At 68.7% G+C, this 24315-nt stretch carries 23 protein-coding genes and 1 riboswitch; of the genes, 12 read left to right on the forward strand and 11 right to left on the reverse strand.

Features of this window, described 5'->3' with window-relative positions:
• Positions 1–51: 51 nt before the first annotated feature.
• Positions 52–162, forward strand: a riboswitch (TPP riboswitch).
• Both thiS and AB0E63_RS17655 read left to right on the forward strand, forming a co-directional pair.
• Positions 153–359 carry a sulfur carrier protein ThiS gene (gene thiS / locus AB0E63_RS17650; protein WP_360366616.1) on the forward strand — a complete coding sequence of 69 codons (207 nt, stop codon included), beginning with the start codon at positions 153–155 and terminating at the stop codon, positions 357–359. Its footprint overlaps the riboswitch before it by 10 nt.
• Position 360: 1 nt before the next feature.
• Positions 361–1134 (forward strand): thiazole synthase, encoded by a 774-nt coding sequence (locus AB0E63_RS17655; RefSeq protein WP_360366617.1) that lies wholly within the window; start codon positions 361–363, stop codon positions 1132–1134.
• Here AB0E63_RS17655 and AB0E63_RS17660 read toward each other — a convergent pair.
• A complete protein-coding gene (locus AB0E63_RS17660; protein WP_360366619.1) occupies positions 1109–2989 on the reverse strand; it encodes a DUF6807 family protein in 1881 nt (626 codons plus the stop codon). The two genes, AB0E63_RS17655 and AB0E63_RS17660, sit on opposite strands and share 26 nt — an antisense overlap.
• Positions 2990–3046: 57 nt before the next feature.
• On the opposite strand from AB0E63_RS17660, the gene AB0E63_RS17665 reads away from it, so the two are divergent.
• The gene (locus AB0E63_RS17665; protein ID WP_360366621.1) at positions 3047–4117 is read left to right on the forward strand and encodes a hypothetical protein; all 1071 of its coding nucleotides are present in this window, start codon (positions 3047–3049) and stop codon (positions 4115–4117) included.
• On the opposite strand, the gene AB0E63_RS17670 is transcribed toward AB0E63_RS17665, so the two are convergent.
• Together AB0E63_RS17670 and AB0E63_RS17675 are read right to left on the reverse strand one after the other, a co-directional pair.
• The gene (locus tag AB0E63_RS17670) at positions 4095–5366 is read right to left on the reverse strand and encodes a HAMP domain-containing sensor histidine kinase (RefSeq protein WP_360366623.1); all 1272 of its coding nucleotides are present in this window, start codon (positions 5364–5366) and stop codon (positions 4095–4097) included. The genes AB0E63_RS17665 and AB0E63_RS17670 overlap by 23 nt on opposite strands.
• A gap of 3 nt (positions 5367–5369) precedes the next feature.
• The gene (locus AB0E63_RS17675) at positions 5370–6029 is read right to left on the reverse strand and encodes a response regulator transcription factor (RefSeq protein WP_360366625.1); all 660 of its coding nucleotides are present in this window, start codon (positions 6027–6029) and stop codon (positions 5370–5372) included.
• A 95-nt stretch (positions 6030–6124) separates the two neighbouring features.
• Here AB0E63_RS17675 and AB0E63_RS17680 point away from each other — a divergent pair, with 95 nt between their 5' ends.
• From AB0E63_RS17680 to AB0E63_RS17695, 4 genes are all read left to right on the forward strand, one after another.
• A complete protein-coding gene (locus AB0E63_RS17680) occupies positions 6125–6853 on the forward strand; it encodes an ABC transporter ATP-binding protein (protein ID WP_360366627.1) in 729 nt (242 codons plus the stop codon).
• The gene (locus AB0E63_RS17685; RefSeq protein ID WP_360366629.1) at positions 6846–7613 is read left to right on the forward strand and encodes an ABC transporter permease subunit; all 768 of its coding nucleotides are present in this window, start codon (positions 6846–6848) and stop codon (positions 7611–7613) included. Before AB0E63_RS17680 ends, AB0E63_RS17685 begins: the two co-directional genes overlap by 8 nt.
• A gap of 55 nt (positions 7614–7668) precedes the next feature.
• Positions 7669–8148, forward strand: a complete 480-nt coding sequence (locus AB0E63_RS17690; protein WP_360366631.1) for a hypothetical protein — start codon at positions 7669–7671, stop codon at positions 8146–8148.
• A gap of 156 nt (positions 8149–8304) precedes the next feature.
• On the forward strand, positions 8305–8697 hold the full coding sequence (locus tag AB0E63_RS17695) for a RidA family protein (protein ID WP_360366633.1): 393 nt from the start codon (positions 8305–8307) through the stop codon (positions 8695–8697).
• A gap of 82 nt (positions 8698–8779) precedes the next feature.
• Here AB0E63_RS17695 and AB0E63_RS17700 read toward each other — a convergent pair whose 3' ends face one another.
• Both AB0E63_RS17700 and AB0E63_RS17705 read right to left on the reverse strand, forming a co-directional pair.
• Positions 8780–9652 (reverse strand): serine hydrolase, encoded by an 873-nt coding sequence (locus tag AB0E63_RS17700; protein ID WP_360366635.1) that lies wholly within the window; start codon positions 9650–9652, stop codon positions 8780–8782.
• Positions 9649–10530: a LysR family transcriptional regulator gene (locus tag AB0E63_RS17705; RefSeq protein ID WP_360366637.1), complete on the reverse strand. Its 882-nt coding sequence runs from the start codon at positions 10528–10530 to the stop codon at positions 9649–9651. The genes AB0E63_RS17700 and AB0E63_RS17705 overlap by 4 nt, the downstream gene beginning before the upstream one ends.
• 117 nt (positions 10531–10647) lie before the next feature.
• Here AB0E63_RS17705 and AB0E63_RS17710 point away from each other — a divergent pair, with 117 nt between their 5' ends.
• A complete protein-coding gene (locus AB0E63_RS17710) occupies positions 10648–11628 on the forward strand; it encodes an MBL fold metallo-hydrolase (protein ID WP_360366639.1) in 981 nt (326 codons plus the stop codon).
• Here AB0E63_RS17710 and AB0E63_RS17715 read toward each other — a convergent pair.
• The gene (locus tag AB0E63_RS17715) at positions 11618–12352 is read right to left on the reverse strand and encodes a GNAT family N-acetyltransferase (RefSeq protein ID WP_360366641.1); all 735 of its coding nucleotides are present in this window, start codon (positions 12350–12352) and stop codon (positions 11618–11620) included. The two genes, AB0E63_RS17710 and AB0E63_RS17715, sit on opposite strands and share 11 nt — an antisense overlap.
• A gap of 55 nt (positions 12353–12407) precedes the next feature.
• Positions 12408–13817: a PLP-dependent aminotransferase family protein gene (locus AB0E63_RS17720; RefSeq protein ID WP_360366642.1), complete on the reverse strand. Its 1410-nt coding sequence runs from the start codon at positions 13815–13817 to the stop codon at positions 12408–12410.
• A 75-nt stretch (positions 13818–13892) separates the two neighbouring features.
• On the opposite strand from AB0E63_RS17720, the gene AB0E63_RS17725 reads away from it, so the two are divergent.
• From AB0E63_RS17725 to AB0E63_RS17735, 3 genes are read left to right on the forward strand one after another with little or no spacing between them, the layout of a single operon-like run.
• Entirely contained in the window at positions 13893–15179 is a 1287-nt protein-coding gene (locus tag AB0E63_RS17725) for an FAD-binding oxidoreductase (RefSeq protein ID WP_360366644.1), read from the forward strand.
• Between the two features lie 16 nt (positions 15180–15195).
• The gene (locus tag AB0E63_RS17730) at positions 15196–15570 is read left to right on the forward strand and encodes a DUF1622 domain-containing protein (RefSeq protein WP_360366646.1); all 375 of its coding nucleotides are present in this window, start codon (positions 15196–15198) and stop codon (positions 15568–15570) included.
• Positions 15567–16097 carry a tetratricopeptide repeat protein gene (locus AB0E63_RS17735; RefSeq protein ID WP_360366648.1) on the forward strand — a complete coding sequence of 177 codons (531 nt, stop codon included), beginning with the start codon at positions 15567–15569 and terminating at the stop codon, positions 16095–16097. The genes AB0E63_RS17730 and AB0E63_RS17735 overlap by 4 nt, the downstream gene beginning before the upstream one ends.
• A gap of 89 nt (positions 16098–16186) precedes the next feature.
• On the opposite strand, the gene AB0E63_RS17740 is transcribed toward AB0E63_RS17735, so the two are convergent.
• Both AB0E63_RS17740 and AB0E63_RS17745 read right to left on the reverse strand, forming a co-directional pair.
• Positions 16187–18457 (reverse strand): AAA family ATPase, encoded by a 2271-nt coding sequence (locus AB0E63_RS17740; RefSeq protein WP_360366649.1) that lies wholly within the window; start codon positions 18455–18457, stop codon positions 16187–16189.
• Between the two features lie 169 nt (positions 18458–18626).
• Positions 18627–19175 (reverse strand): hypothetical protein, encoded by a 549-nt coding sequence (locus tag AB0E63_RS17745; RefSeq protein ID WP_360366651.1) that lies wholly within the window; start codon positions 19173–19175, stop codon positions 18627–18629.
• Positions 19176–19423: 248 nt separating this feature from the next.
• Here AB0E63_RS17745 and AB0E63_RS17750 point away from each other — a divergent pair, with 248 nt between their 5' ends.
• Positions 19424–21763 carry an arylsulfatase gene (locus tag AB0E63_RS17750; protein ID WP_360366653.1) on the forward strand — a complete coding sequence of 780 codons (2340 nt, stop codon included), beginning with the start codon at positions 19424–19426 and terminating at the stop codon, positions 21761–21763.
• A 12-nt stretch (positions 21764–21775) separates the two neighbouring features.
• Here the strand turns inward: AB0E63_RS17750 and AB0E63_RS17755 are convergent, their stop codons facing one another.
• Positions 21776–22243, reverse strand: coding sequence for a rhodanese-like domain-containing protein (locus AB0E63_RS17755; RefSeq protein ID WP_360366655.1), 468 nt, complete (start codon positions 22241–22243; stop codon positions 21776–21778).
• Positions 22244–22331: 88 nt separating this feature from the next.
• Positions 22332–24218 (reverse strand): Na+/H+ antiporter NhaA, encoded by a 1887-nt coding sequence (gene nhaA / locus AB0E63_RS17760; protein WP_360366657.1) that lies wholly within the window; start codon positions 24216–24218, stop codon positions 22332–22334.
• Between the last annotated feature and the right edge of the window lie 97 nt (positions 24219–24315).

Consider the following 24315-nt stretch of genomic DNA (forward strand, 5'->3'; position numbering starts at 1 on the left):
TTCCGGCGTCCGTGGAGCGCGTTAGCGTCGCCGGAAGACGTGAGCTAGAGTCGAAACCGCCGCGGGAGCTCGCAGGAGCGGGCTGAGAGGGCGACCGAACCGTCGCCGACCGCTGAACCTGAATCGGGTAATTCCGGCGTAGGGAGGAAGCGATGCAGGAGCCTGTGTGGGTCAACGGTACGGCGACGGACGTCGCACCGGGGAAGTCCGTCGCCGAGCTGGTCGACGAGTACTCCGACCGCACGACCGGGATCGCGGTCGCGCTCAATCAGAACGTGCTGACGAAGGCCGAGTGGGCGCAGACCGCCCTGAAGCCCGGCGATCGGGTCGAGATCGTCAGCGCGGTGCAGGGAGGCTGACATGGATGATCCACTGGAGCTCGGCGGGCGCACGTACAGCTCGCGCCTCATCATGGGAACCGGCGGTTCGGCCAACCTGGAAGTGATGGAGGAGGCGTTGGTTGCCTCTGGCACCCAATTGACCACGGTCGCGATGCGCCGGCTCGGCACCGGCCATGAAGGCTCGGTGCTCGACGTCCTCAAGAAGCACAGCATCGACGTCCTGCCGAACACGGCCGGCTGCCACACTGCCGCCGAAGCCGTGCTGACCGCGAAGCTCGCGCGCGAGGCGCTGGGGACCGACCTGATCAAGGTCGAGGTCGTCGCCGATGACTATCTGCTGCTGCCCGATCCGATCGAGCTGCTCGACGCCGTGGACGCCTTGGTGGCTGACGGGTTCACCGTGCTGCCCTACACCAACGACGATCCGATCCTCGCCCGCCGCCTGGAGCAGGCGGGCTGCGCGGCGGTGATGCCGTTGGCGGCACCAATCGGTTCCGCGCTCGGCATCCGCAATCCGCACAACATCGCGCTGATCGCCGAGGCCGCGAACGTGCCGGTGATCGTCGACGCGGGCATCGGTACGGCGAGCGACGCGGCGCTGGCCATGGAGCTCGGCTGTGCCGCGGTCATGCTCGCGACCCCGGTCACGCGGGCCGAGAAGCCGGCCCTGATGGCCGCCGCCATGCGCGACGCCGTCTCCGCCGGCCGAGCCGCCCGCCTTGCCGGCCGCGTCCCCCGCCGCTGGCAGTCGGCCCACGCGTCCTCGCCTACGACTGGCCTACCGACGTTCTAGACAAGGCAGCGGCCTCGGCCAGATCCAGCGGGCGGTCCAGCAGCAGTGCTGTGAGGGACAGAGTCAGATCCTGGTTCGGCTGAAGGTTCAGCGGGCGGTCCCACGCCAGCGCCGGCCCAGCACCGACGTACCTGCTGGATCGCAGGAACCACGGCCGTACGTCGCCCGGCTGCACAAGGAGCAGGGTCGTCACGGCATCCCCGCGATGCTGGACGAAGGCGAGCCACGGACTCAGCGACCCGTAGGCAACCTCCTCGCCTTCTCCTGCTGAGCTGAGCACGGTCGTGGTGTCCGCGGACGGGAGTCGCCAGAAGATCCCGCCGTACCCGGCGTTCGGGCGGCCCGTGGTGGCCGCGCTGTCGATGCGGATCGGGCCGTAGCGCGCGGTGAGAACACTGTGCCACTCGAGCCGCCAGCCGTCTTCGGCAAGCGCGCCACGGAGCTGCCGGCGTTCGATCAGTTGCGGTCGGCCTTGTTCGTCGTACCAGGTGATGTCGTCGGTCAGGCCGTCGTCGACGGTGGTACCGCGACTGCGTTGCTGGCCGTGGTTCCTGAGCAGGGTCGGGCCTTGGCCCTGGACGAAGGTCCGGCCGCCCCAGTGGGACGTGCCGTTGACCCCGGCCACCGCGAACGAGACGCCGTAGTGATGCCGATGGTCGACCGGGCTGACCTCCGTCAGCGGCTGCCCGCCCAGCGTCCGTACGGGATGCAGGTACGGCCGCGGCGAGTGCACACTCGGCATCCGCCGCCCGAACTCGTACCGCGCGAGCATCCCGGCGTCACTGCCGAGCTCGAACGTGTCCCCCAGTCGCTGCCACCCGACCCGCCCAGCCGACGCTTGCAGCCTGGGTGCCTGCGGCACGGGCCCGGTGCTCGCCCGCACCGCCAGCCGCAACTCGGGTACGTCGTCCGCCTCGACATCCGTGCCCGCGATCGCAGCGTGCAACCGTTGCCACGCCAGCTCCCCCAAATCCTTTTGCGGCACCCGCACAGTCGTCAGCGACGGTACGGCGAACCGCGACAACCCGATGTCGTCCATCCCGGTCACCGACAAATCAGCGGGTACGGCGACGCCGACCTCGTTGAGCCGTGCCAGCAAGCCGAAGGCGACCAGGTCGTTGAACGCGACCACGGCCGTCACCTGTGATTCGAGTACTCGCTCGACTGCGGCGTACCCGTCCTCGATCGACCAACCGCAGTCGAGCCGGACCAGCTCCAGGCCGGGGATCTCCCTCTCGGCTACCTCGAGCGATCGCAACCGGGCCACATTGGACGCGCTCGCCGGCGGCCCGGACAGGAACGCCAGCCGCCGATGACCCAGGCCGACCAGGTGATCCACGACGATCCGTACGGCGCGCCCGTAGTCGACCACCACCGACGGGACCTCCGGCGGACCCTGTCGGTTGACCAGGATCACCGGCTGGACCTGCGGCAGCAGCTCGAGCAGGCTGTCCTCCGGCAGCCGCGGCGACACCATGATCAGTGCGTCGCACCGACGCCGCGCCTCCACCGCGATGGTTGCCTCGGCGCTCGGATCCTCGACGGTCTCCGCGACGAGCACGCGGTAGCCGGCCGTGGCGGAGGCGTTCGTGATCCCGCGCAGGATCTGCTGGAACAGCGGGTTGCCGAGATCCGGGACCATCAGCGCGACCATGTTCGTCCGGCCGAGGGACAGGCTGCGGGCGAGATCGCTGGGGCGGTAATTCAGCAGGTCGGCGGCGGCTCGGACCCGCTCGGCGATCTCGGGCGCGACGGTGGCGGCCCCGTTCATCACCCGTGACACGGTGGCCCGCGATACCTCTGCCGCCCGCGCGACGTCGGCGATCGTGATCGAGTCCTTCGGTGTCCGGCCCATTGCGGTATCTTCTCGCGATGGAAACCGGTTTCTCAACTCTGATCGGAGCGGTGGGCCATGCGACCGAGCGCACTGGGCGGGTACGACGACTGGCCGGAGTTCGTCCGTGACACCCCGGCACTGACGGGGGACGAACTGACCACCCGGGTCGCCGGGCTCCTCGGCGTACCGACGCCGGGCGGGCTGCCGACCGTGCGGACCATCATGGAATGGAACGCCGATGGAGTCCAAGGATCCGAGCTCGAGTGGAGTCATCCTTTCGGTCCACCGACGCGTGCCTGGCTGGTGCGACCGGCCGACGCTCCCCCGGGTCCGGGGCTGCTTGGCCTGCATTGTCACGCCGGCGTGAAGTCGATCGGCGCCGAGCGCCTCGTCGCTACCCCAAGCCCCAGCGCACGAGCTCTCCGGCAACGTACGGCGCACTACGGCGACCGCGCGGTCGCGAACGAACTCGCCCGCGCCGGCTCCACGGTCCTCTGCCACGACACGTTCGCCTGGGGATCCCGTCGCTTCGACTTCGACCCGATGCCGTGGCGGCTGCGCGAGGTGATGAAGGACGTACCGGTCGACGAGAACTGGTACGACGTCGCCGCCGGTCATCACGAACACACGATCGCGAAGGCGGCCGGCCTGCTCGGTACGTCGTTCGCCGGGATGGTCGCGTACGACGATCTCGTCGCGCTGAGCGTGTTGCGTTCGCACGCGGGCGTCGACCGGGTCGGCGTCTTCGGATTCTCCGGAGGCGGTGGCCGGGCTGCAGTGCTGACCGCGCTCGATCCGGCGATCGCGGCGTCCGCGGTGGTCTGCATGATGTACACCTTCGACTCGCTCGTTCCGGCGTACCTCGATGCGCACTCGTGGCTCGCCACCACACCCGGCCTGGCCCGGCACCTCGACCACCCGGCCCTGACCGCCGGCCGCGCCGCCCACCACCAGCTCGTCGTCTACGCCGAGGACGACGAACTCTTCAGCCCACAAGGCATGCGCGACGCCGACCGCCAACTCACTGATTACTTCAACTCCGGCCCGGGCACGTACCAAGGCACCTTTCTCCCCGGCCCTCACCGTTTCGACGGACAGATGCAGGAGATCGTCGAGCACTTCTTCAGCTCGGCGTTGCGTACTTAGCGGCGCTTGGGAAACGGGCTTCAAAGGTGGAGCCGTCGGTGATGCGGATGGTGCCGTGGTGGCGTTCGATGACCTCGGCAACGATCGCTAGGCCGAGGCCGGCGCCGCCGGTGTCGCGGGTGTCGCGGGTGCGGGCGGGGTCGAGCCGGACGAACCGGTCGAACACGCGGGTCTGATCGTCCGGCGGGATTCCGGGACCGTCGTCGGAGACCGTGAGTACGACGGCGCCGCCGGATTCGGTGAGGCCGAAGGTGATCTCGGTCCGGGCATGCCGGGCGGCGTTGTCGGCGAGGTTGTGGATCATCCGGGCCAGTGCGGCCTCGTCACCACGGACCTGACCGGCGGACACCCCGGCTGTGCCGATGGTCAGATTTGTTGCCGAGCGCAACCGACCGGCTTCGGCGAAGAGCAGGTCGTCGAGGTCGACCGGCATACCCGGCGAGTCGGCGTGCTTCTCGTCGGAACGCGCCAGCAACAAGAGATCGTCCACCAGATGCTCCATCCGCAGGCCCTCCGCGCGGACGGTCGTGGCCAGCTCGTCGACGGTCGTACGGTCCGGATGTGCCTGGGCCACCTCGGCGTGCTGACGGATCGCCGCGATCGGCGAGCGGAGCTCGTGCGAGGCGTCGGAGACGAATCGCTGCTGGGATTCCTGCGACCGTTGCAGGCGGTCGAGCATCCGGTTCATCGTGGTGCCGAGCCGGCCGATCTCGTCCTTGCGGGTGGCCGGAACCCGGCGGTGCAGCTCGGACGCGGTGATCTCGTCGGCTTCCCGCCGGATCGCGGTCACCGGCGCCAGCACGCGGCCGGTCACCACCCAGGTCACCCCGCCGACGATCAGCATCATCAGCGGTACGCCGACCACCAGCACCCGCTGCACGAACCGGGTCGAGTCCAGCACGTCCACCAGCGGCCGGCCCACGATCACCTCGCCGCCCGACTCCAGCTTGGCCGCGGCGAAGGCGAAATCCTCGCCGTGACCCGGCGGTTCGACCGCGACACAGTCAGTTGTTGGCGAGGCCAACCGCTGGCCATCACCGGGGCGATCCGTCCACTGGATCAGCTCGGTGCTCGTCGAGGACGGCCGCTCGGTGGTGGCGCTCGACGCCAGCTGGACCGCTCGCTCTCGCGTGTCCTGACACACCTGGTCGGTGAGCACCGCCCCGAGCAGCGCAACCAGCACCAAGGCACCGGCGACCAGCGCAAGACCTACCACCAGTACCGCCGCCAGAGTCACCCGCACACGCACGGCTCACACCTCGGACAATCGGTAGCCGGCACCGCGAACCGTGGTGATGCACCCGGCGCCCAGCTTGATGCGGAGACGACGGATATAGACCTCGACGATGTTCGGGTCACCGTCGAAGTCGTAGTCCCAGACGTGGTCGAGGATGGTCCGCTTCGACACCACCTGGTCACGCCGCCGGATCAGGAACTCCAGCAACGACAGCTCGCGTGCCGTCAGTACCAGCTCGGCCTCACCGAGCCAGGCTTTCCGGGCCGCGGGATCCATCCGCAGCTTGCCGGCCTCAAGGACGGACGGTCGCTCGGCGGCTCCTCGTCGTACCAAGGCTCGCAGTCTTGCGATCAGGACGGCGTACGAGAACGGCTTGGTCAGGTAGTCGTCCGCGCCGGTGTCGAGCGCGCGGACCTGGTCGGTGTCGGCGTTCCTTGCCGTGAGCATCAAAATCGGGGTCCACACCCGTTCGGCCCGCAGCGTCGCGCAGATCTCGAACCCGTCGAGCTCCGGCAGCATCAGGTCCAGCAGGACGACGTCGTACCCGTGCTCGCGGGCGAACCAGAGCCCATCCGTCCCGGTCAGCGCGACATCGACGGCGTACCCCTCGGCCTCCAGGCCGTTCCGCAGGCCCGTGGCCAACCGCGGCTCGTCCTCCACCACCAGTGCCCGCATCACCCACCTCCAGGCGATCCTTTCTCATTGTCGCTGAATCCCCGCTGAATGCACCGTTCAGCAAGGATTCAGCACTCCGGACCTACCGTCGGGCCATGGCGAGCATCGAGGCGATCGGCCTGAGCAAGCGGTACGGCGCTCGCAACGCGCTCGACGGGCTCACATTCGCCGCGGAGCCGGGCGAGGTGATCGGGTTGCTCGGGCCTAACGGCGCCGGGAAGACGACCACCATCCGCCTGCTCACGACCATCCTCGAACCGACCGCCGGAACGTTCACCGTGGCCGGCGTACCCGGCGACCAACCGGACCGGATCAGGCCACGCATCGGTGTACTGCCCGAGAGCGCGGGGTATCCCGGACGGCAGACGGGCGCCGAGTACCTCCGCTACGCGGCGCGGTTGTTCGGCCAGAGCCGCCGGGACGCAGCCGCGGTTGCCGGGCGGTTGCTCACCGAGGTCGGTCTCGGTGATCGGGCGGGTGCACGGATCTCGACGTACAGCCGGGGGATGAAGCAGCGGCTCGGGATTGCCCGGGCGCTTGTCAACAATCCGACAGTCGTCTTTCTGGACGAGCCGACCCTCGGCCTGGATCCGGCCGGCCAGCGGGAGATCTTGGCCACGATCGCCGACATCGCCGGGGAGCGCGGGGCAACGGTCGTGCTGTCGACCCACACCCTGACCGAGGTCGAGCAAGTCTGCGGCACCGTGCTCATCCTCGACCACGGCAAGCTCCGGGCATCCGGCCGGCTCGCCGACGTCATCGCGGGCGCAGGCAGCCTCAGCGCCGCCTTCCTCAACCTCACCGAGGACCACGGCCATGAATAGGTGGACTGTGGTCGCTGAGCAGGAGAGCCGGGACCTTTGGATCGGTGGACGCGGACCGGTGCTGGTGTTCGGGTTCAGCGTTCTACTCAGCGCGATGACGTACCTCGCCGCGACCAACCAAGCGATGAACTTCCTCGAGCAACGCGAGGCGGTCAACCTCACGGTCCAGGTCAGCCTGGCGGTCGGCGTATTGCTCACGGTCGTGGTCAGCGCAGACGCGATCAGCGGCGAACGCGAACGCGGCACCTTCGAGGGACTGCTGCTCACTCCCGTGTCGCGCCGCGCGATCATCGTCGGCAAACTCGCGGCCGCCTCGACCATGTGGCTGGCCTGCCTGATCGTGACGCTCCCCTACCTGTGGGTGCTCGGACGCGGCGTAGCCGGTGCCGGCCAAGCCGCGCTCCTCGCCCTTGTCGTGGGAACCCTGGTCGCGATCGGACTCGGCGGCCTCGGCCTCCTCTTCAGCGCCTGGACGAACTCCAACAAAACCAGCCTGGCCTGCGGGTTGTTACTCCTCCTCGTCCTCTTCGCACCCACCCAACTGCCCGCCCTCCCAAAGACCGGCTTCGGCCAGGCTCTGACCCGAATCAACCCGATCGGCTCATCCCTGCACTACATCTCCCAAATCCTCGTGAACCACCGCAACTGGACCCAAGACCTCGCCTACCTAGCCGCGCCACTCGTACTCACCCTGCTCGTCGTCACCGCCCTACTCGCGGCCGGCCCACGACTCGTCCGACTAACCGCAGGTTCACGATGAACCTCCCGAGCCCGACCACCACCCCACGCCTTGCCCGACTGACTGCGGGGTCGCGATGGACCTGCTGAGCCTGATCGCCACCGTCCTGCTCGCCGACCCGACGATCACGATGAACCACGATCAACTGACCGCCCAGATCGGCCAGACCCTGACCGTGGAGTCGGTCGTCAGCACCTCCGGCCCGGCCATCGCCCACCTCAACGTGGTCAGCCTCGACGGGGTGTACGTCGACCTGGAGGATTGGACCCAAGACGTCACCCAACCGGTCCCGGCCGGCCCGGAAACCCAACTGGACTGGGAGTTCCAAGCAGTCAACCCCGGCCACTTCGCCGTGTACGTCGTACTGATCCCCACCTCCGGCCCCGCCGTCCCCGGTCGATCGGTTGTCGGCCCACTCGTCGCCGGCCCACCGGTCCGAATCACCGTCGCCCGCCGCCAGACCCTCGACACCGGAGGCGCGCTACCGGTCGCCATCGCAGTCCCCTCCCTCCTCGCCATCGCCACCCTCGCAACCCGCCGCCGAACAGCCCGTTGACCGGTAGCCGTCGTACCGAAGAACGGGTAGTGGTGGGCACCACCGCCGGCCGGTGACCTTGTCTCCCGCCTGAACGTCCCGCGCCGGGCCGACCACCTCCCGTCCGTCGGTACGCCCTGGGAGGATGGAGGAACCGACAACTCTTCGGAGGAACTCTTGAGCAAGCTTTCGTTTCCGCAGCCGGATAGTGTTGCCCCGGGCAACGGTTACAGCCATGTGGTGACCGGGCCGGGACAGTGGGTGGCGATTGCCGGTCAGGTGGCGCTGGATGCGGACGGGAAGTTCGTCGGCGTCGGTGATCCGGAGGCGCAGGCGCGGCAGGTGTTCGCGAACCTGGACGCCTGCCTGAAGGCCGCCGGCGCGACCTTTGCCGACGTGGTGAAGCTGAACTTCTACGTCACCGACATCGCCTACTTGCCCGCCATCCGCGCAGCCCGCGACGAGTACGTCGACACCACCAACCCACCCGCCAGCACCGCCGTCCAGGTGGTAGCCCTCTTCAGCCCCAACGCCCTCCTAGAGGTCGAGGCCTACGCAGTAGTCGCCTGATCCCACTCCTCCACATCACCTTCCGACCGCCAGCAGCATTCGAGGCCAGAGAGCGCGGGTGGGTGCGGTCGGCGGGGTGGGGCTAGCGGAGGAGGTCTACTGCTATGCGGGCGGCTTCGCCTATGGCTTTGTCTACTCGGGGTTGGCGGAGGTCGCCGCGGGCGGCTTGGGTGAAGATGGCTACGGCGAAGGCTGCGTTATCGGGGAGGGTTACTACGCCTACCTCGTGGCGGAGGGCTCCGTAGGTTCCGGTTTTGCCGGCGATGCGGACGGCGTCGTGGGGGAAGCCGGACGCCAGGCGGTGGAGGAACACCTGGCGCCGCATCGTTGCCAGCACGAACGCGGTTTGTTCGGGTGAGAGCAAGTCGCCCGCCCACAGCCGCCGTAGGAGCGACGTCATGTCGCGGGTAGTGCTCGCCGATGCGTTGGCTGCGTCGTAGACCCCGGCTGGATCGGTGCGGTCGTTGTCTGCGAGTACGGCGAGGGCTGCGTCTGGACTGTCCACGCCGGTTTGGCGCTGGAGGTGACGCAGTTGCCCGGCGGCCCCCCGGCGTACCCAGGTTCGTTGTAGGCCGAAGGACTTCAGGAGCTCGGCCAGCCTTGGCAATCCGACTACGTGCAGGAGTGCGTCTGCCGAGGCGTTGTCGGAGACCGTCATCATCGATACGGCCAGGTCCCGCAGCGACAATGTGACCGGATCGGCGAAGAGGGACAGTCCGGTCGGGCCGGCTGTGCGCGTTGACGGATCCAGCGTGAGCCGCTCGCGGGGGTCCACCTCACCCAAATCCACGAGTCGGCAGAAGCCGGCCAGCAGCGGCAGTTTGTAGACCGAAGCCATCGGTACGACGTCATCCGCGTCCACCGCGATCGTCGAGTCCGGTGCGTCGAGGGCGACCGCGTGCAACCAGCCGCGAACGCCGGCGTCCTCGAAGACCGCGCGGATCCGGGCGGTCATGGGGTCGCCAGGGCGTTGGTTAGTTGGGTCATGGCGTCTGTTGGGCGGAGGAAGGGGGTGCGGGTTCGGGACCAGGCGAGTCGGAGTCGGAGCGGCAGTGGGTCGTCGAGCAGGCGGTGGCGGCCTACGCCGGGGGCGGACAGGGCGGGATCGGCTGTTACTACGATGACCTGGCCTGCGGCGGCCATTGCCAAGCCGGCTCGTTCGTCGGTGACTACGACTGTTCCGCCGTCTGGGCGGTGTAGGGCCAGTGTGTCCAGGAAGAGGTCTCGCGCCGCGGGGGCCTCGGCTCGCGGGCGGACGGCTACCGGGAGACCACTCAACTGGCGGAGCTTCACATCGGCGCCATCGTCTGGGATCGCCGAGGTGGGTACCAGCGCCCACGTCGGCAGGAGCGTGATCGCGCCCGCTTCGAGGCCGTCCAGTACGGCGGGATGCTGTACGACGGCCAGGGTCAGCCGACCCGCGGACACCTGGCCGACGAGCGAACTGGTCGGCGCGGACACGACCGTCACCCGGCTGCCCGGGATCACCGCACCACTGGCCGCGGCCACAGCGGCACCGGCCGAGGGCGGGACCTCCGGGGCGAGGCCGAGCCGGATCTCGGGGCCTTCCGGATCGCGGGCGACCGCGGCCTGGTGCAGTTCCTCCATTGAGGTCAGCGCGCGCCGCGCGTATGGGAGTAGGGCGGCGCCGGCCGAGGTCAGCTCGACCCGGCCCTGACCGCGCTCGAACAGCTTGGCGCCGACGAGCGCCTCCAGTCGGCGCAGGCCCTGCGACAGCGGCGGCTGGGTGATGCCGACGACACGGGCCGCGTCGCCGAAGTGCTGTTCCTCGGCGAGCGCGATGAAGATCTGCAGATGCCGTTCAGTCAGCATGACCCAGCTGACCTGGGGTTATATCTCCAGACAATCGGCGCATGCGTAAGAGCATATTCGACACCCTGCAGCGGCCTCGCCTTGACTGTGGCCTCCGGTACGACGAGAGGAGACAGGGTGAAGGTGAGTCGGAGAGGCGTGCTGACGGGGGCGGCCGCGGTCGGAGCGGCCGGCGTGATCGGTGCAGCGACCCGCGAGGAGGCAGCCACGGCGGACACCCAAACAGCAACACAGGCGGACACCCAAACAGCAACACAGGCGGACACCCAAGCAACCCAGGGCACACCAAGGACGCCAGTGGAGATCACCTGGTTCGGGACCCACGCGTGGGAGCTCCGGTCCGGCAACAGCGTCGTACTGACCGACCCCTGGCTCACCCGGTTCAAGACCGGCACGTTCACCCCCGAGGGCGCGGACCCGAAGACCAAGCTGGTGATCAAGCCCGACGTGATCGACCGCCACCTCACCACGGCCGACGCGATCCTCGTCCACCACGGGCACTACGACCACATGGCCGACGTGCCGTACGTCGCGCAGAAAACGCAGGCGACCGTTCTCGGCACCCAGACGCACGTCAACCTGCTGCGCGCGATGCGCACGCCCGCCGAACTGCTGTCACCCGTGCGCGGCGGTGAATACCTGCCGTTCGAGGGCTTCACCGTCGAGGTGTTCCCGTCGCTCCACTCGTGCAGCGGCAAGCGGCACACGTACGCGTACCCGGGCTACCGCCTGGAGTCCGTACCGCCTCGCCCGCGGGTGATCGAGGACCTGGTCGAGGGCGGCACGCTCGCCTACGTGATCACGATCGGCGGCCTGCGCATCCTCAGTCTGAGTACGGCGAACTTCGACCCGAACGCACTGCGCGGACTCCAGGTCGACGTGGCCTTCGCGGCACCAGGTGGCGAACCGGGCATCACCGATCGGTTGCTGCAGACGATCAAGGTCAAGAAGGTCATCGCGACCCACTGGGACGACTTCGACAAGCCGCTGGACAAGCCGAGCGTCCCCTGGACCGATCTGGCGCCGGTCCGCGCGTCGGTGGAGAAGGCGGGAGCCGAGTTCGTCGCCCTCGATCACCTGGAGAAGGTCACGCTTTGACGCGGTAGTGGTACTGCGAGACGGTCCGGAAGCCCAGGCGGTCGTACAGGGCCCGGGCCGGCTCGTTGTCCTCGACAACGGACAGCCAGACCCAGCGCACCCCGCCAGTCATTGCCTCCTGCAACAAAGCACGGATGACGGCGAGCGCGAGGCCCTGCCGGCGGAACTGCTCGTCGACGGCAAGGCAGTACAACCCGGCGGTGTCGTCGACCAGGGCGAGCCGCCCGATCGCCTTCACGTCAGGGACGAGGGCATACAGGGCTCGGCCACCGTCGAGGATCTGGCGGGCGGCCGCCTGCTCGACGGGACCACCACCATGGCCGTCGCCACTCCACCAGAAGTCCATCCAGGCATCGGACGGCTCCGAGGAAATATTCACTTCGGTGGTCGATGCGGGAAGGTTGGCGAGGACCTCGGAGATCTCCGCGCACTGCACCAGCGTCGGCGTTCGCACCTGGTAGCCACGCGCCTCGAGGTGAGCGTCCAGGTCGGTCGGCTGAGCAGCCGGGCTGATCTGGAAGCACGGCGTGATGCTGTGTGCCAGATACAGGCTTTCCACATAATCCAAGGCTTTTCCGAGGTCGAACGGCGCACGCGCGGGAAGCACCGAGTTCGCTCGCATGGTGACGCCGGAGTTGCGTCGCACCAGCCAGCCATCCAGTTCCGCGCTGTGCGCGGCGGGCCAGCCTTGGTTCATCAGATGGTTGATCCGAGCAGCGGTCATCACTCGGCCAAGATTAGAACCGCCCGGATCAAATTGCAATCGAATGGATAATTATTCACAGACTGCGAAGGCCCGCAATCGTGTCCGCGAGCAGGTCGATGCCCTCGACAACTTCCTTCGGAGTGAGTGAGCCATACCCGAAGACGAGCCCCGCCGGCCCCGGCGCCGACACCCAGTACGGCGCCAGCCCGTAAACCCCGAGCCCGCGTTCGCGCGCGGCCGCCTCGAGTGGTTCCTCGGCCAGATCCGGCGGCAGGAACGCCATCACGTGCAACCCGGCCGACACCCCGACCGGCTTGAACTCCGGCAACCGCGCCGCCAGCCGGTCCACCAGCGTGTCCCGCAGCAAGCGATACCGCGGCCGCATCCTGCGCAGATGCCGGTCGAACTCACCCCGGGCAACGAAGTCCGCAAAGGCCAGCTGATCGAACACCGGCGAACCACGATCGTCCATCAGCTTCGCGTCCGCCATCGGCTCGACCAACCGGGCCGGCAGGATCAGCCACCCCAATCGCAACCCGGGTGCCAGCGTCTTGCTCGCCGTACCCGCGTAGGCCACGCGATCCGGCGCCAACCCCTGCATCGCGCCGATCGGCTCCCGGTCGTACCGATACTCCGCGTCGTAGTCGTCTTCGAAGATCAGCCGGTCACCCCGCGCCGCCCACGCCACCAAGGCCGCTCGCGTCTCGGCCGACGCCACCGCCCCGGTCGGGAACTGATGCGCCGCCGTCACCAGTACGACGTCCGCCCCGGACCGCTCCAGCGCGCCGACATCGATCCCCGACTCGAGCACCGGTACGCCGACCGTCTCGAGGCCGGCCTTCGCCGCGACGTCCCGCAGGTCGTTGTCGGACGGGTCCTCGACCGCGAGCCGTCGATAGCCCTGGGCAGCCAGGACTTGCAGGAGCAACCGCGATCCCTGGGCGAACCCGTTGCAGATCAGCATGTGCTCCGGGCGGGCCGCCGTACCGCGCACCCGGTTCAGGTAGTCGGCGAGCGCCGTACGGAGCTCGATGGTGCCGCGGCCGTCGAGGTACGCGAGGCTGCGGTACGGCGTCTCGTTCAGGACCCGGCGGATCGACCGGAGCCAGGCCGCACGCGGGAACTGCGAGACGTCCGGCCGACTGTAGCGGAAGTCGATCCGCGGCGGACCGGCCACGGGCGAACGAACAGCCGCGGCCTCGACCACGGCGATATCGGCGACCTGGGTGTAGCCGCCACCCTGGCTGATCAGGTACCCCTCCGCGACCAGCTGCTGATAGGCCTCGACCACGACGCCGCGAGACAGCCCGAGATCCTGCGCGAGCGCCCGGGTCGACGGCATCACGGTGTCCGCGCGCAGCAGACCGGCCCGGATCCGCGTCCTGATTCCGCTCTCCAGCTGCTGGTGCAGCGGTACGCCGGTGTCCCGCCGGAGCTCGACCAGCAACTCGCCGGCCCCCGAACTGGTCCTGATTCGGCTCACGCAACTGGACCTTATCGGAGTACCGCTTCGCTGTCAGGGTTGTGAGCACAAGCCGATCAGAGAAGAGGGAGACCGATGACCACGCTGCTGCGCCCCGGTGACCACGGGTACGACGAGGCCCGGACCGTTTGGAACGCGATGATCGACCGCCGCCCGGCCGTGATCGCCCGGTGCGAGAGCACCGAGGACGTGGTCGAGGCCGTCCGGTTCGCCCGGTCCGCCGGTCTCGAGATCGCGGTTCGCTGCGGTGGACACAACATCGCCGGTCTCGCCGTACCCGAGGGTGGGCTGATGATCGACCTGACGCCGATGAACGCGGTCCGCGTCGATCCTGAGCGGCAGCTGGCCTGGATTCAGGGCGGTGCGCTGCTGGGCGAGCTGGACAAGGCCGCGCAGGAGTACGGTCTGGCGACGACCGCCGGCAACGTCTCGCACACCGGCGTCGGCGGACTCACGCTCGGCGGCGGGATGGGCTGGCTGGCCCGTCGGTTCGGTCTGGCCTGCGACAACGTGGCGTCGTACGAGCTGGTGACGGCGGACGGTTCGGTTGTACGGGCGAGTGCCGACGAGAACCCTGAGCTGTTCTGGGGACTGCGCGGTGGGGGCGGGAACTTCGGGATCGTGACGTCGTTCGAGTTCCGGCTGCACCAGGTGGGGACGCGGGCGCTGAGCGTCGAGTTCACCTACCCGGCGTCGGCGGGGTTCGAGGTACTGCGGGGGTGGCGCGAACTGAACGCGAGTGCGCCGCGGGAGGCGACGTTCACCGCAAGCATCAATGCCGACTCGATCACCGTCGGCTACGTGTGGGTCGGCGAGGGCGGCTATGCACTGCTGCCGGCGTTCCGGGCGCTGGGTCCGGTCAGCGACGAGTCCGTGGAAGAGACGTCGTACCTGGCGCTGCAGACGCGGGACGACAACGTGCAGGGACACCGGTACCGCCGGTACTGGAAGGGCCACTACTTCAAGGCGCTCCCCGACGACGCGATCCGCGCGCTGCTCCGCACACCGGGAGTCTCCGCGAGCCTGCAGGCGTACGGCGGCGCGATCGCCGACGTACCCGATGACGACGCGGCCTTCAGCCACCGGGACACGCTGTTCGAGTTCGTCACCGCGACCCGCTGGGAGGACCCGGCAGAAGACGAGACGCGGATCGCCGAACTGCGCGAGTACGCCGCGACGCTCGAGGTGTACGCGAGCGGCGCCTACGTCAACACGCTCAACGGCGACCCGATCAACCGCGCGTTCCCGCCGGCCAAGCTGGCCCGGCTGACCGCGCTCAAGACGGCGTACGACCCGGCCAACGTCTTCCACCTCAACCAGAACATCCGCCCCGGCGAGGCGACCACCGAGACCGCCGCCTGACTGGTACCTGTTGAGGGTGGACTTCGAGGCGGTGTTCGCCGATGTCGCCCGGGTGATCGAGGGCGCCGGTGTCTTCATCATGGCCATCGGGCTCGCCGTCGTCCTGGTCCGCTACGTGATCGACCTCCTCCGCAAGGGCACGGGCAGCTATCAGCAACTCCGGGTCAACCTCGGACGGGTGATCCTGCTCGGCCTGGAGATCCTGATCGTCGGCGACATCATCCGCACGATCATCGTCGAGACGTCCCTCGAGACCGTCCTGGTCCTCGGCCTGATCGTGGTGATCCGGACCGTGCTCAGCTTCGCCCTCGAGGTCGAGATCTCCGGCGCCTGGCCCTGGCAGCAGCGCCGGCGAAATGAGCGTGACACGCGCGGCATGATGGAGGGGTGACCAGTCAGGATCTTCCCCAGCCCGCGGCCCCGGCCGAACTGACGCCGGAGTTGGCGGCGACGATCGAGGCGGCGTTCGCGCGGCGGGATCGGGACAACATGCAGCCGACGATCGACTTCTTCGAGAAGCTGCTCGCCGAGCACCCGGACAACCCGTACGTGCTCTACGAGGTCGGCGGGTCGTACGACACCGACGGCCAGGAGGAGAAGGCGATCGCGTACTACGAGCGCGCCTTGCCGCACCTGACCGGAGAGATCCGCCGCAAGTGCCTCCTGCAGTACGGGAGCACGCTGCGCAACCTCGACCGGTTCGACGAGTCGCTGTACATCTTCAAGCAGGCGTGTGCCGAGTTCCCGGAGTCGGACTCGCTGCGGGTGTTCAAGTCGCTGACCCTGCACGCGGCCGGCCAGAAGGACAAGGCGCTCGCCACCTTGCTGCTGGTCATCGCCGACCGGGTCGACAGCGCTGAGATCAAGCGCTACGAGGCAGCGATCCGCGGCAACGCCGAATACCTGGCCGGTCTCTGATCCAGAAGCTCCAGCTCGCCGGGGACAGCGAGCGGATCTCCTCGATGGTCCGCAACGTCAGGTCGGGAAGGCGGGCTTGACCTTCTCCATCAGGCTTCGAGGAGGCCGAGGTCGCGCAACCGGGAGACCGCCTGGCTCCGTGAGGAAGTTCCCAGCTTGCGGTAGACCGAGTGCACCGTCGACTTGATGGTGTTGGGGGAGAGGGACATTTCGGCGGCGATCTCTGGAAACGACAGGTGGGTGGGCAGCATCGGCAGTAGACGCAACTCGGCACCGGTCAGAGCCGAGGCTCCCCGGGCAGACGAACCGCGCGCCTGGGAGAGCTCGTGCCGGAGATCTTCGGCTTGCCGGGCGAAGACACCGAGGCCGGGGCGGCGCCGGAGGATCTCGTGGACCTCCCGCATCAGCGTCCGCGCGCCTGCTGTGTCGGCGAGCGCGAGGTGAACTTTGGCGAGCTCGATCCGGGTTTGTGCGGCGAGGTGCGGCACGGCGTACGTCAAGGCCGGCCGGAGGCGCTGCGCCCGGGTCAGTTCCGCACGGGCGCACGACCGGTCGGCCTGGTGCAGCGCCAGCCGCGCGGCCACCGCGTACATGATCGTGATGGCGGGGTAGTCCTCGATCCTGGTTTCACGGGCCACCGCCCGGGCCTCGGACAGGTACCGTCCGCTCAGATCCCAGTCACCCCTGGCCATCGCCAGCAGCGACCGTTCGCTGAGCGCGATGCAGACGCCGATCGTGCCCCCGGCGACCGATCCCTCGGCGACGTCGTCCTCGAAGAGCACATCGGCCCGGTCCCGGTCGCCGGCCATCAGGTGGGCCAGCCCCAGGAACAGCAGCGAGGACACCCGCCAGAAGCTCCCGCTGGCCAGGAGCTGTGTCGCGAGCTCCGCGTCGACCCGCATCTGGTCTATCCCGTCACGGCACAGCAGCGCCCGCATCAGCGCGAGGCGCGGCTCGATCGACGCGACCTCGTCCGGCCGGCTCGCGACGGTGACCGCGCGCTCGGCGATCTCGGCCCGCCGCTCGGCGACGGCCGGGTTCCCGGTCAAGGCAGGAACCATCGCCGCCAGGACAGCGACCGCCGGATGACTCTCCATGGCGCCGTGGTCCTCGAGCCACCCGAACCACCGCTCCACCGTCGCGGCCCGGCCACGCATGAACGTGGGAAACGCCAGCGCGCCGACGAGGCGGGCCGCGGCATCCACGTCGCCGGCCATGATCCAGTACCCCAGCGCCTCGGCGGGTGCCCCGCTGTCCTCGTACCACTGCGCGGCCCTCCGATGAAGCACGGGCATCAGCTCGGGCTCCATCCGCTCCAGCTCCGCCAGGAGCATGTCGCGGAACAGGTGGTGGTAGCGGTACCACACCTTGCGCCGATCGAGCGGCACCAGCAGCAGATTCGACTGCTCCAGGTCCGCCAGGACCATGGCCGATCCGGTCTGCTCGAGCACCGCATCGCACAGCGGCCCGCGCATCCGCTCCAGCACCGCGGACCGGGTCAGGAACAACCGCTGCCGGCGCGAGATCCGCACCAGGAATTCCGATTCGACGTACTCGCTGACCAGCCGGTCGTCCCCGCCGAAGGAGACCGCCGCGCTCGCCAACGGGCCGCCCTCTCGCAGGTAGAGCACCGCGAGGTACAGCCCGGCCGGCCACCCCTCGGTCCGCTCGTGCAGCGCCGCCACTTCCTGCTCGCCCAGGGTGAGGCCGGCAGTGCGGAACAGAGCTGACGCCTCCTCGGCGGTGAGCGACAGCTCGCGCGGGCCGATCTCCAGGATCCTGCCCTCGGCGCGCAGCCGCGCGACGCGGAGCAGCGGTCCGCCCCGGCCCGCCAGCACCAGCCGCGAGCCACTCGGCACGTGATCGGCCAGCACCGACAGCGCCGCCCGGCAGGCCCGGTCCTGCAGCAGATGCACGTCATCCAGCACCAGCACCACCGGCGTGGACATCGAGGCGAACGCCGCCGCGAGCCTCGGGACGACCGAGCCGGTCACCGAGCTCCCCGGAGACGCCAGCGCGTCGAACACCCGCGCATCGATCGGCTCCACCGCGTCGAGCGCCTCCGCGACATAGCTGAGCAGGACCTTCGGGTCGTCGTCCGCTTCGTCGACCGACACCCATGCGAACGCCCGGTCGCTGCGCTCGGCCCACTGCGACAACAACGTCGTCTTCCCGTAACCCGGCGGCGCAACCATCAACACGACCGGACGCGAGTCGCCTCGCGCCAGCCGCTCGATCAGCGGCGAACGGCGCACTGTCCCGAGCCGGACCACGGGACGGCGCAGTTTCGAGACGACGAGGTCAGCCCCGGGACGGTCCGCGCGGTGCCGCCGGCCGACCTGCTGACGCACAGCGCTCACCCCGACCCCGGCCCCTGCGCGTGGGGGCAGTGGTCCCGGCGGACAGGGCCCGCCGGGTGTGATCCGTTACCTGCGGCGGGAAACCCGCCGTGCGGTACGCCGCCCGGTACGGCGTGCGACCCTGCGTGATCCGAACATCTGCTTCCTCCTGGTGGTAGACACCTCATGGTCAGGTGGCGGCGCCTGCCTTTTCCATGTCGTGCAGTTCTTTGGCTTCCTCGGCCGACATCAGCCCGAGCCCGACCAGATCCAGCGGGCTGATGAAGCCGTCGCTGATGCGGAAGCCGCCCGCCCGGGCAATCGCATCCCGGAGCGGCACGGCCCAGTGGTGCTCCAGCAAGATGAGCGCCGCCGCGGAGTCGTTCGGGATGTCTTCGAGCACATCCCACGCCTCCTCCTCGGTGAACACCTTCACGCCGCCCTGCTCCTGCACGGCCTCGGCGCCGGCTTCCGCCCCCATCACCATGCCCTCTTCGCCCTCGAAGCCCAGGCCGATCAGCGCCCCGATCTTGCTGCCGAGCTCGATCGCCTCCTGCTCGGACAGGTTGCTGAGATGCTCCGCCTCCAGCTCACCCTCCGCGCTCTTGTAGACCGCCAGCGAGTCGATCACCCGGACGGTGTCACTCTCCCGCAGCCGCTCCAGCTCAGCGATGATCTCACCGTGAAACTCAGGCTGTGAGAACCCCAGCACGATGAGCTGCACTGGTCCGATTGCCATCTTCAACCTTCTTCCGCTGAGCCCCTTCCCGCGCAACCAGGGCGTCCGTTTCGTAGCTTCCAGCCTGGGCGGCACGTCACGCCTGCGCCTCATCCGGCGGGGGTGAACGCGGACGCCGATTCCACCCCGATGAGGTGGAGCGTTGGCCCGATGCCGGCGCGCATCCTGGCGGGGTGAGCGGCCACCGTCCTGCTCCAGTCCGGGCTGACGGCTGGACGACAGCAGTAACACGACAAGGAGTGACGGACATGGGCAAGCCGTTCAGGGGCACCATCAACATCGACATCCAGGACTCGACGCCGGACTGGGAGCCATACCGGCAGCCGCTGCCCGCCGAAGGGGCGCCGAGCGTGCTGTACGTCATCCTGGACGATGTCGGCTTCTCAGCGCTCGAGTCGTACGGCGGGACGATCGAAACGCCCAACATCAAGCGCATCGCCGACAACGGCCTGATCTACACGAACTTCCACACCACCGCACTCTGTTCGCCGACACGGTCCTGCCTGCTGACCGGCCGTAACCACACGACGAACGGGATGGCGTGTATCAGCGAGGCGTCGTCGGGCTTCCCGAACGCGAACGGGCACATCCCGATGGAGTGCGCGACGGCCGCGGAGGTGCTGGGCGAGCGGGGCTGGAACACCTTCATGGTGGGCAAGTGGCACCTGTGCGCCGAGGACGAGGAGAACCTGGCCTCGATCCGGCAGCAGTGGCCGGTCGGCCGCGGCTTCGAGCGCTTCTACGGGTTCCTGGGCGCGGAGACGAACCAGTGGTACCCCGACCTCGTCTACGACAACCACCCGGTGGACCAGCCGAAGACGCCGGAAGAGGGGTACCACTTCTCGATCGACATCACCGACAAGGCGATCGGGTTCGTCCGCGACGCCAAGGCGATCGCTCCGGACAAGCCGTTCTTCCTCTACTACGCCTTCGGCGCCGGTCACGCGCCGCATCACGTGCCGAAGGAGTGGGCGGACAAGTACAAGGGCAAGTTCGACATGGGCTACGAGGCCTACCGCGAACTGATCTTCGCCAACCAGAAGAAGCTCGGGATCATCCCCGAGCACGCCGAGCTCTCGCCGATCAACCCCTACACGGACCTGAAGGGACCGCAGGGGCAGGAGTGGCCCGCGCTCGACGTCGTACGCCCGTGGGCAACGCTGGCCGATGACGAGAAGAAGCTGTTCGCCCGGATGGCGGAGGTCTACGCGGGCTTCGTCAGCCACGCCGACCACCAGCTCGGGCGGATGCTCGACTACCTCGAGGAGTCGGGGCAGCTCGACAACACCCTCATCGTCCTCGTCTCCGACAACGGCGCCTCCGGCGAGGGCGGCCCGAACGGCTCGGTCAACGAGAACAAGTTCTTCAACGGCATCGCCGACACGATCAAGGAGAACCTCAAGTACGCCGACGTGCTCGGCAGCCCGCTGACCTACAACCACTACCCGACCGGATGGGCGTGGGCCTTCAACACACCGAACAAGATGTGGAAGCGCTACGCCAACTACCAGGGCGGCACCGCCGACCCGATGATCGTCTCCTGGCCGGCCCAGATCACGACGCCGGGTATCCGGACCCAGTACACGCACGCGATCGACATCGTGCCGACGATCTATGACTGCCTCGGGGTCGAGATGCCCGAGGTCTACCGGGGCGCCACCCAGATCCCGCTCGAGGGCGAGAGCTTCAAGGCGAGCCTGAGCGACCCGAAGGCGAAGGGCCGGCAGACGCAGTTCTACTCGATGCTCAGTACTCGCGCGATCTACCACGAGGGCTGGAAGGCAGCGTCGGTGACGCCGGCCTCACCCGACGGCTGGGCGGAGTTCGCGACGCAGCGGTGGGAGCTGTTCAACACCGAGACCGACCCGAGCGAGTGCCACGACCTCGCCGAGCAACACCCGGCCAAGCTGGCGGAGCTGATCGCGCTGTGGTGGTCGGAGGCGGGCAAGTACCACGCTCTCCCGCTCGAGTCCCGCGGCGCGCTGGCCATCCTCATGGCGGAGCGGCCACAGCTCTCCAAGCCGCGCAACGAGTACGTGTACTACCCGGGCTGTGAGGAAGTTCCCGAGTCCGTCGCGGTGAGTATCCGCAACCGCTCGTACGCGATCGCGGCCGAGGTCACCATCGACACGACCGACGCGGCGGGGGTGCTGTTCGCGCACGGGGCCCGGTTCGGCGGCCACGCCCTCTACATCCGGGACGGCAAGCTGAAGTACGCCTACAACTATGTCGGCGAGTTCGAGCAGATCGTCGACTCGAGCAAACCTGTCCCAACGGGTAACTGCGTCCTGTCGGCCTCCTTCGAGAAGGCGGGTACCGGGATGCCGACCGAGGGCCTGCTCAGCCTCTACATCGACGAGGAGAAGGTCGGCGAGGCCAAGATCAGGACCCAACCCGGCAAGTTCTCGCTCGCCGGCGAAGGTCTCAACATCGGACGGGACCGGGCCGCGCCCGTCACCGACGACTACCCCGGCACGTCGCCCTGGGCCTTCACCGGCGGAACCCTCCACCGGGTCGTCGTGAACGTTTCCGGCGACCCCTGGGTCGACCTCGACAAGGAGGTACGGGCGGCGTTCGCCCGCGACTGACAACCCGGTCCGTCAGCAGGCACACGCGACGCCGCGGGGCGCGGTGAGGGGATCGGGCAGGCGCCGGTCGATCCCGTCGGCCGTCTCCACCGGCAGCCCTTCGCGAGCCCAGTACTCGAAGCCGCCGATCATCTCCTTCACCGGATAGCCCAGCTTGGCGAACTCCAGCGCGGCCTTCGTCGCGCCGTTGCAGCCCGGCCCCCAGCAGTACGTGACCACCATGACGCCTTCGGGTACGACGGACGCCGCGCGGGCCGCGATGTCCCGGGTCGGCAGGTGGAGAGCGCCCGGCACGTGGCCCTGGTCCCAGCTCTCCTGGCTGCGACTGTCGACCAGCACCCACCCGGTCACGCCGGCGCCGATGTCGGCGGCCACGTCCGACACATCCGCCTCGAACGACAGCCGTCCGGCGAAGTGCGCGACGGCAGCCTCCGCCGCGGCGGCGGATGTCTGCAGGATGGCCGAGGTCTGAACGGTCATGCGAGGCTCCTTCGTGATCGGGAGCCACCAGCATCAGCCATCCGCGGCACGCCGCGACAGTGGCAGAAATGCCCTAGTACAGCAAAATTCAGCCACGCCGATCGCTGATCTTGGCGCGGGCCCGGGCGACCCTGATCGCGGTCTTCAGCGTCTCGACGTCGTACGCGCCGTAGTGCCGCTGACCGTTGACGAAGAAGGTCGGCGTCCCGGACACGCCACTGGTGTCCGCGGACTCCACGTCCTGCGCCACCCGGGCGGCCGCCACGTGCCGCTTGACGTCGTCGTGCAGTTTCGCGGTGTCCAGGCCGAGCTGGTCGGCGTACCGCATCAGGTCCGCCGGCTGGAGGTTCTCCTGGTTCGTGAGCAGCATGTCGTGCATCTCCCAGAACGCACCCTGCGCGTCCGCGGCCTCGGACACCTCCGCCGCGATCTGCGCGCGTGGGTGGACGTCGCTGAGCGGCAGATGCCGCCACACGTACCGCAGGTCGTCGTCCTGCAGCAGGTCACGGACGATGGGCTCGGCCATTCCGCAGTACGGGCACTCGAAGTCGCCGTACTCGACCAGCGTCACCGACGCGTCCGCCGGCCCGCGGATGTGGTCGCGCTCGGGGTCGACCGGGTCGGTCAGGTCGAGCAACTGCTCCGCGTCGCCGAGCAGCGCCAGCGCCTTCTTGGGCGGCGACAACAGCTTGGCCGCCCGGAACACCAGCCAGGTAAGGGCCGACGCGACCACGACCGCCGACAGCAGGCCGACCTTCGCCTCCGCCAGTTGCGGGCCCTCGAACGCGATCGTTGCTATCAGCAAGGACACCGTGAAGCCGATGCCGGCGATGGTGCCGCTGCCGACCACCGCGGCCCAGCCGACCTGCGGCCGGAACCTCCCCCGGGTGGCGCGGTCCAGCACCCAGGAGACCGACGTCACCGCGACCGGCTTGCCGACCACGTAACCGACCAGGATGCCGAGCGTGATCGGTGCGGTGTACGCGCGGCCGAGGAAGTCCGCATCGATCGTGACGCCGGCGTTGGCCAAGCCGAAGAGCGGGACGATCAGATAGCTGGTCCACGGGTGGTAGAGGTACTGCAGCCGCTCGTTCGGCGAGATCGTCGAGGTCAGCCCGACGGTCGCGGAGCGCGCCAGCTCGGGGGTCGGCTGCTCGCGGAACAACCGGAACAGACCGGTCGCCTGCTCCAGCTCCTCACGACCAGGCGAGTACGCCGAAGCCGTCAGCCCGATCGCGAGTCCGGCGACCACGGGATCGACGCCGCTGGTCAGCAGCGCCGACCACATGACGACACCGAGAACGACGTACATCCAGGCCTTGCGGACGTGGAAGAAGGCGAGCACCAGCACGACGCCGAAGGCCACGACGGCCATCAGGAGCGGCATCAGCTTGATGTCCTCGCTGTAGACGACCGCGATCACGACGAGCGCGAGCAGGTCGTCGACCACGAACACAGTCAGCAGGAACACCCGGACCCGGTCCGGGACGCCCCGGCCGACCAGCGCGAGCAGGCCGAGGGCCAGTGCGGTGTCGGTGGACATCGCGACACCCCAGCCGTGCGCGCCCGCACCACCGGCGTTGAAGGCCAGGTAGATGAGCACCGGGGCGATCATCCCGGCGACACCGGCCAGCAGCGGCAGCACGAACCGGCTGCGCTCGCGCAGGTCGCCGAGGTCGAACTCGCGGCGCGCTTCCAGGCCCACCACCAGGAAGAACAGCGTCATCAGGCCGCTGTTGATCCACTCCCGCAGGTCCAGGCTGAGGACGTCGTGACCGAGCCCGATCGACAGCTCGGTCCGCCAGAACTCGTCGTACATGCCGGGCGCGAGGTTGGCCCACAGCAAGGCGACCACGATCGCCGCGGCGAGGACGCCGGAGCTGCCCGCTTCGGTCCGCAGGAAGGCCCGCAACGGTGCCGCGAACTCCCGCCGCCACAGCGTCCGGCCGCTCAGCAGCGCCGAGAAGTCCGTCATGGGATCACTCTATCGATCTGGGTTGAGGGACCCAGAAAATTTCAGCTGCCGATTCAGCTAACGTTTCCGGGGTCCTGGGCTGCATGATGTCCCCTGA

Origin of the sequence: Kribbella sp. NPDC026596 (genome assembly GCF_040638415.1) — a bacterium.
GTDB lineage: Bacteria > Actinomycetota > Actinomycetes > Propionibacteriales > Kribbellaceae > Kribbella.

Coding starts and splice junctions, on each gene's coding strand:
- thiS (WP_360366616.1), top strand. CDS start 153: ATGCAGGAGCCTGTGTGGGTCAACGGTACGGCGACGGACGTCGCACCG.
- AB0E63_RS17655 (WP_360366617.1), top strand. CDS start 361: ATGGATGATCCACTGGAGCTCGGCGGGCGCACGTACAGCTCGCGCCTC.
- AB0E63_RS17660 (WP_360366619.1), bottom strand. CDS start 2,989: ATGGGCCGGACACCGAAGGACTCGATCACGATCGCCGACGTCGCGCGG.
- AB0E63_RS17665 (WP_360366621.1), top strand. CDS start 3,047: ATGCGACCGAGCGCACTGGGCGGGTACGACGACTGGCCGGAGTTCGTC.
- AB0E63_RS17675 (WP_360366625.1), bottom strand. CDS start 6,029: ATGCGGGCACTGGTGGTGGAGGACGAGCCGCGGTTGGCCACGGGCCTG.
- AB0E63_RS17680 (WP_360366627.1), top strand. CDS start 6,125: ATGGCGAGCATCGAGGCGATCGGCCTGAGCAAGCGGTACGGCGCTCGC.
- AB0E63_RS17685 (WP_360366629.1), top strand. CDS start 6,846: ATGAATAGGTGGACTGTGGTCGCTGAGCAGGAGAGCCGGGACCTTTGG.
- AB0E63_RS17690 (WP_360366631.1), top strand. CDS start 7,669: ATGGACCTGCTGAGCCTGATCGCCACCGTCCTGCTCGCCGACCCGACG.
- AB0E63_RS17700 (WP_360366635.1), bottom strand. CDS start 9,652: ATGACCGCCCGGATCCGCGCGGTCTTCGAGGACGCCGGCGTTCGCGGC.
- AB0E63_RS17705 (WP_360366637.1), bottom strand. CDS start 10,530: ATGCTGACTGAACGGCATCTGCAGATCTTCATCGCGCTCGCCGAGGAA.
- AB0E63_RS17715 (WP_360366641.1), bottom strand. CDS start 12,352: ATGACCGCTGCTCGGATCAACCATCTGATGAACCAAGGCTGGCCCGCC.
- AB0E63_RS17725 (WP_360366644.1), top strand. CDS start 13,893: ATGACCACGCTGCTGCGCCCCGGTGACCACGGGTACGACGAGGCCCGG.
- AB0E63_RS17745 (WP_360366651.1), bottom strand. CDS start 19,175: ATGGCAATCGGACCAGTGCAGCTCATCGTGCTGGGGTTCTCACAGCCT.
- AB0E63_RS17750 (WP_360366653.1), top strand. CDS start 19,424: ATGGGCAAGCCGTTCAGGGGCACCATCAACATCGACATCCAGGACTCG.
- AB0E63_RS17755 (WP_360366655.1), bottom strand. CDS start 22,243: ATGACCGTTCAGACCTCGGCCATCCTGCAGACATCCGCCGCCGCGGCG.
- nhaA (WP_360366657.1), bottom strand. CDS start 24,218: ATGACGGACTTCTCGGCGCTGCTGAGCGGCCGGACGCTGTGGCGGCGG.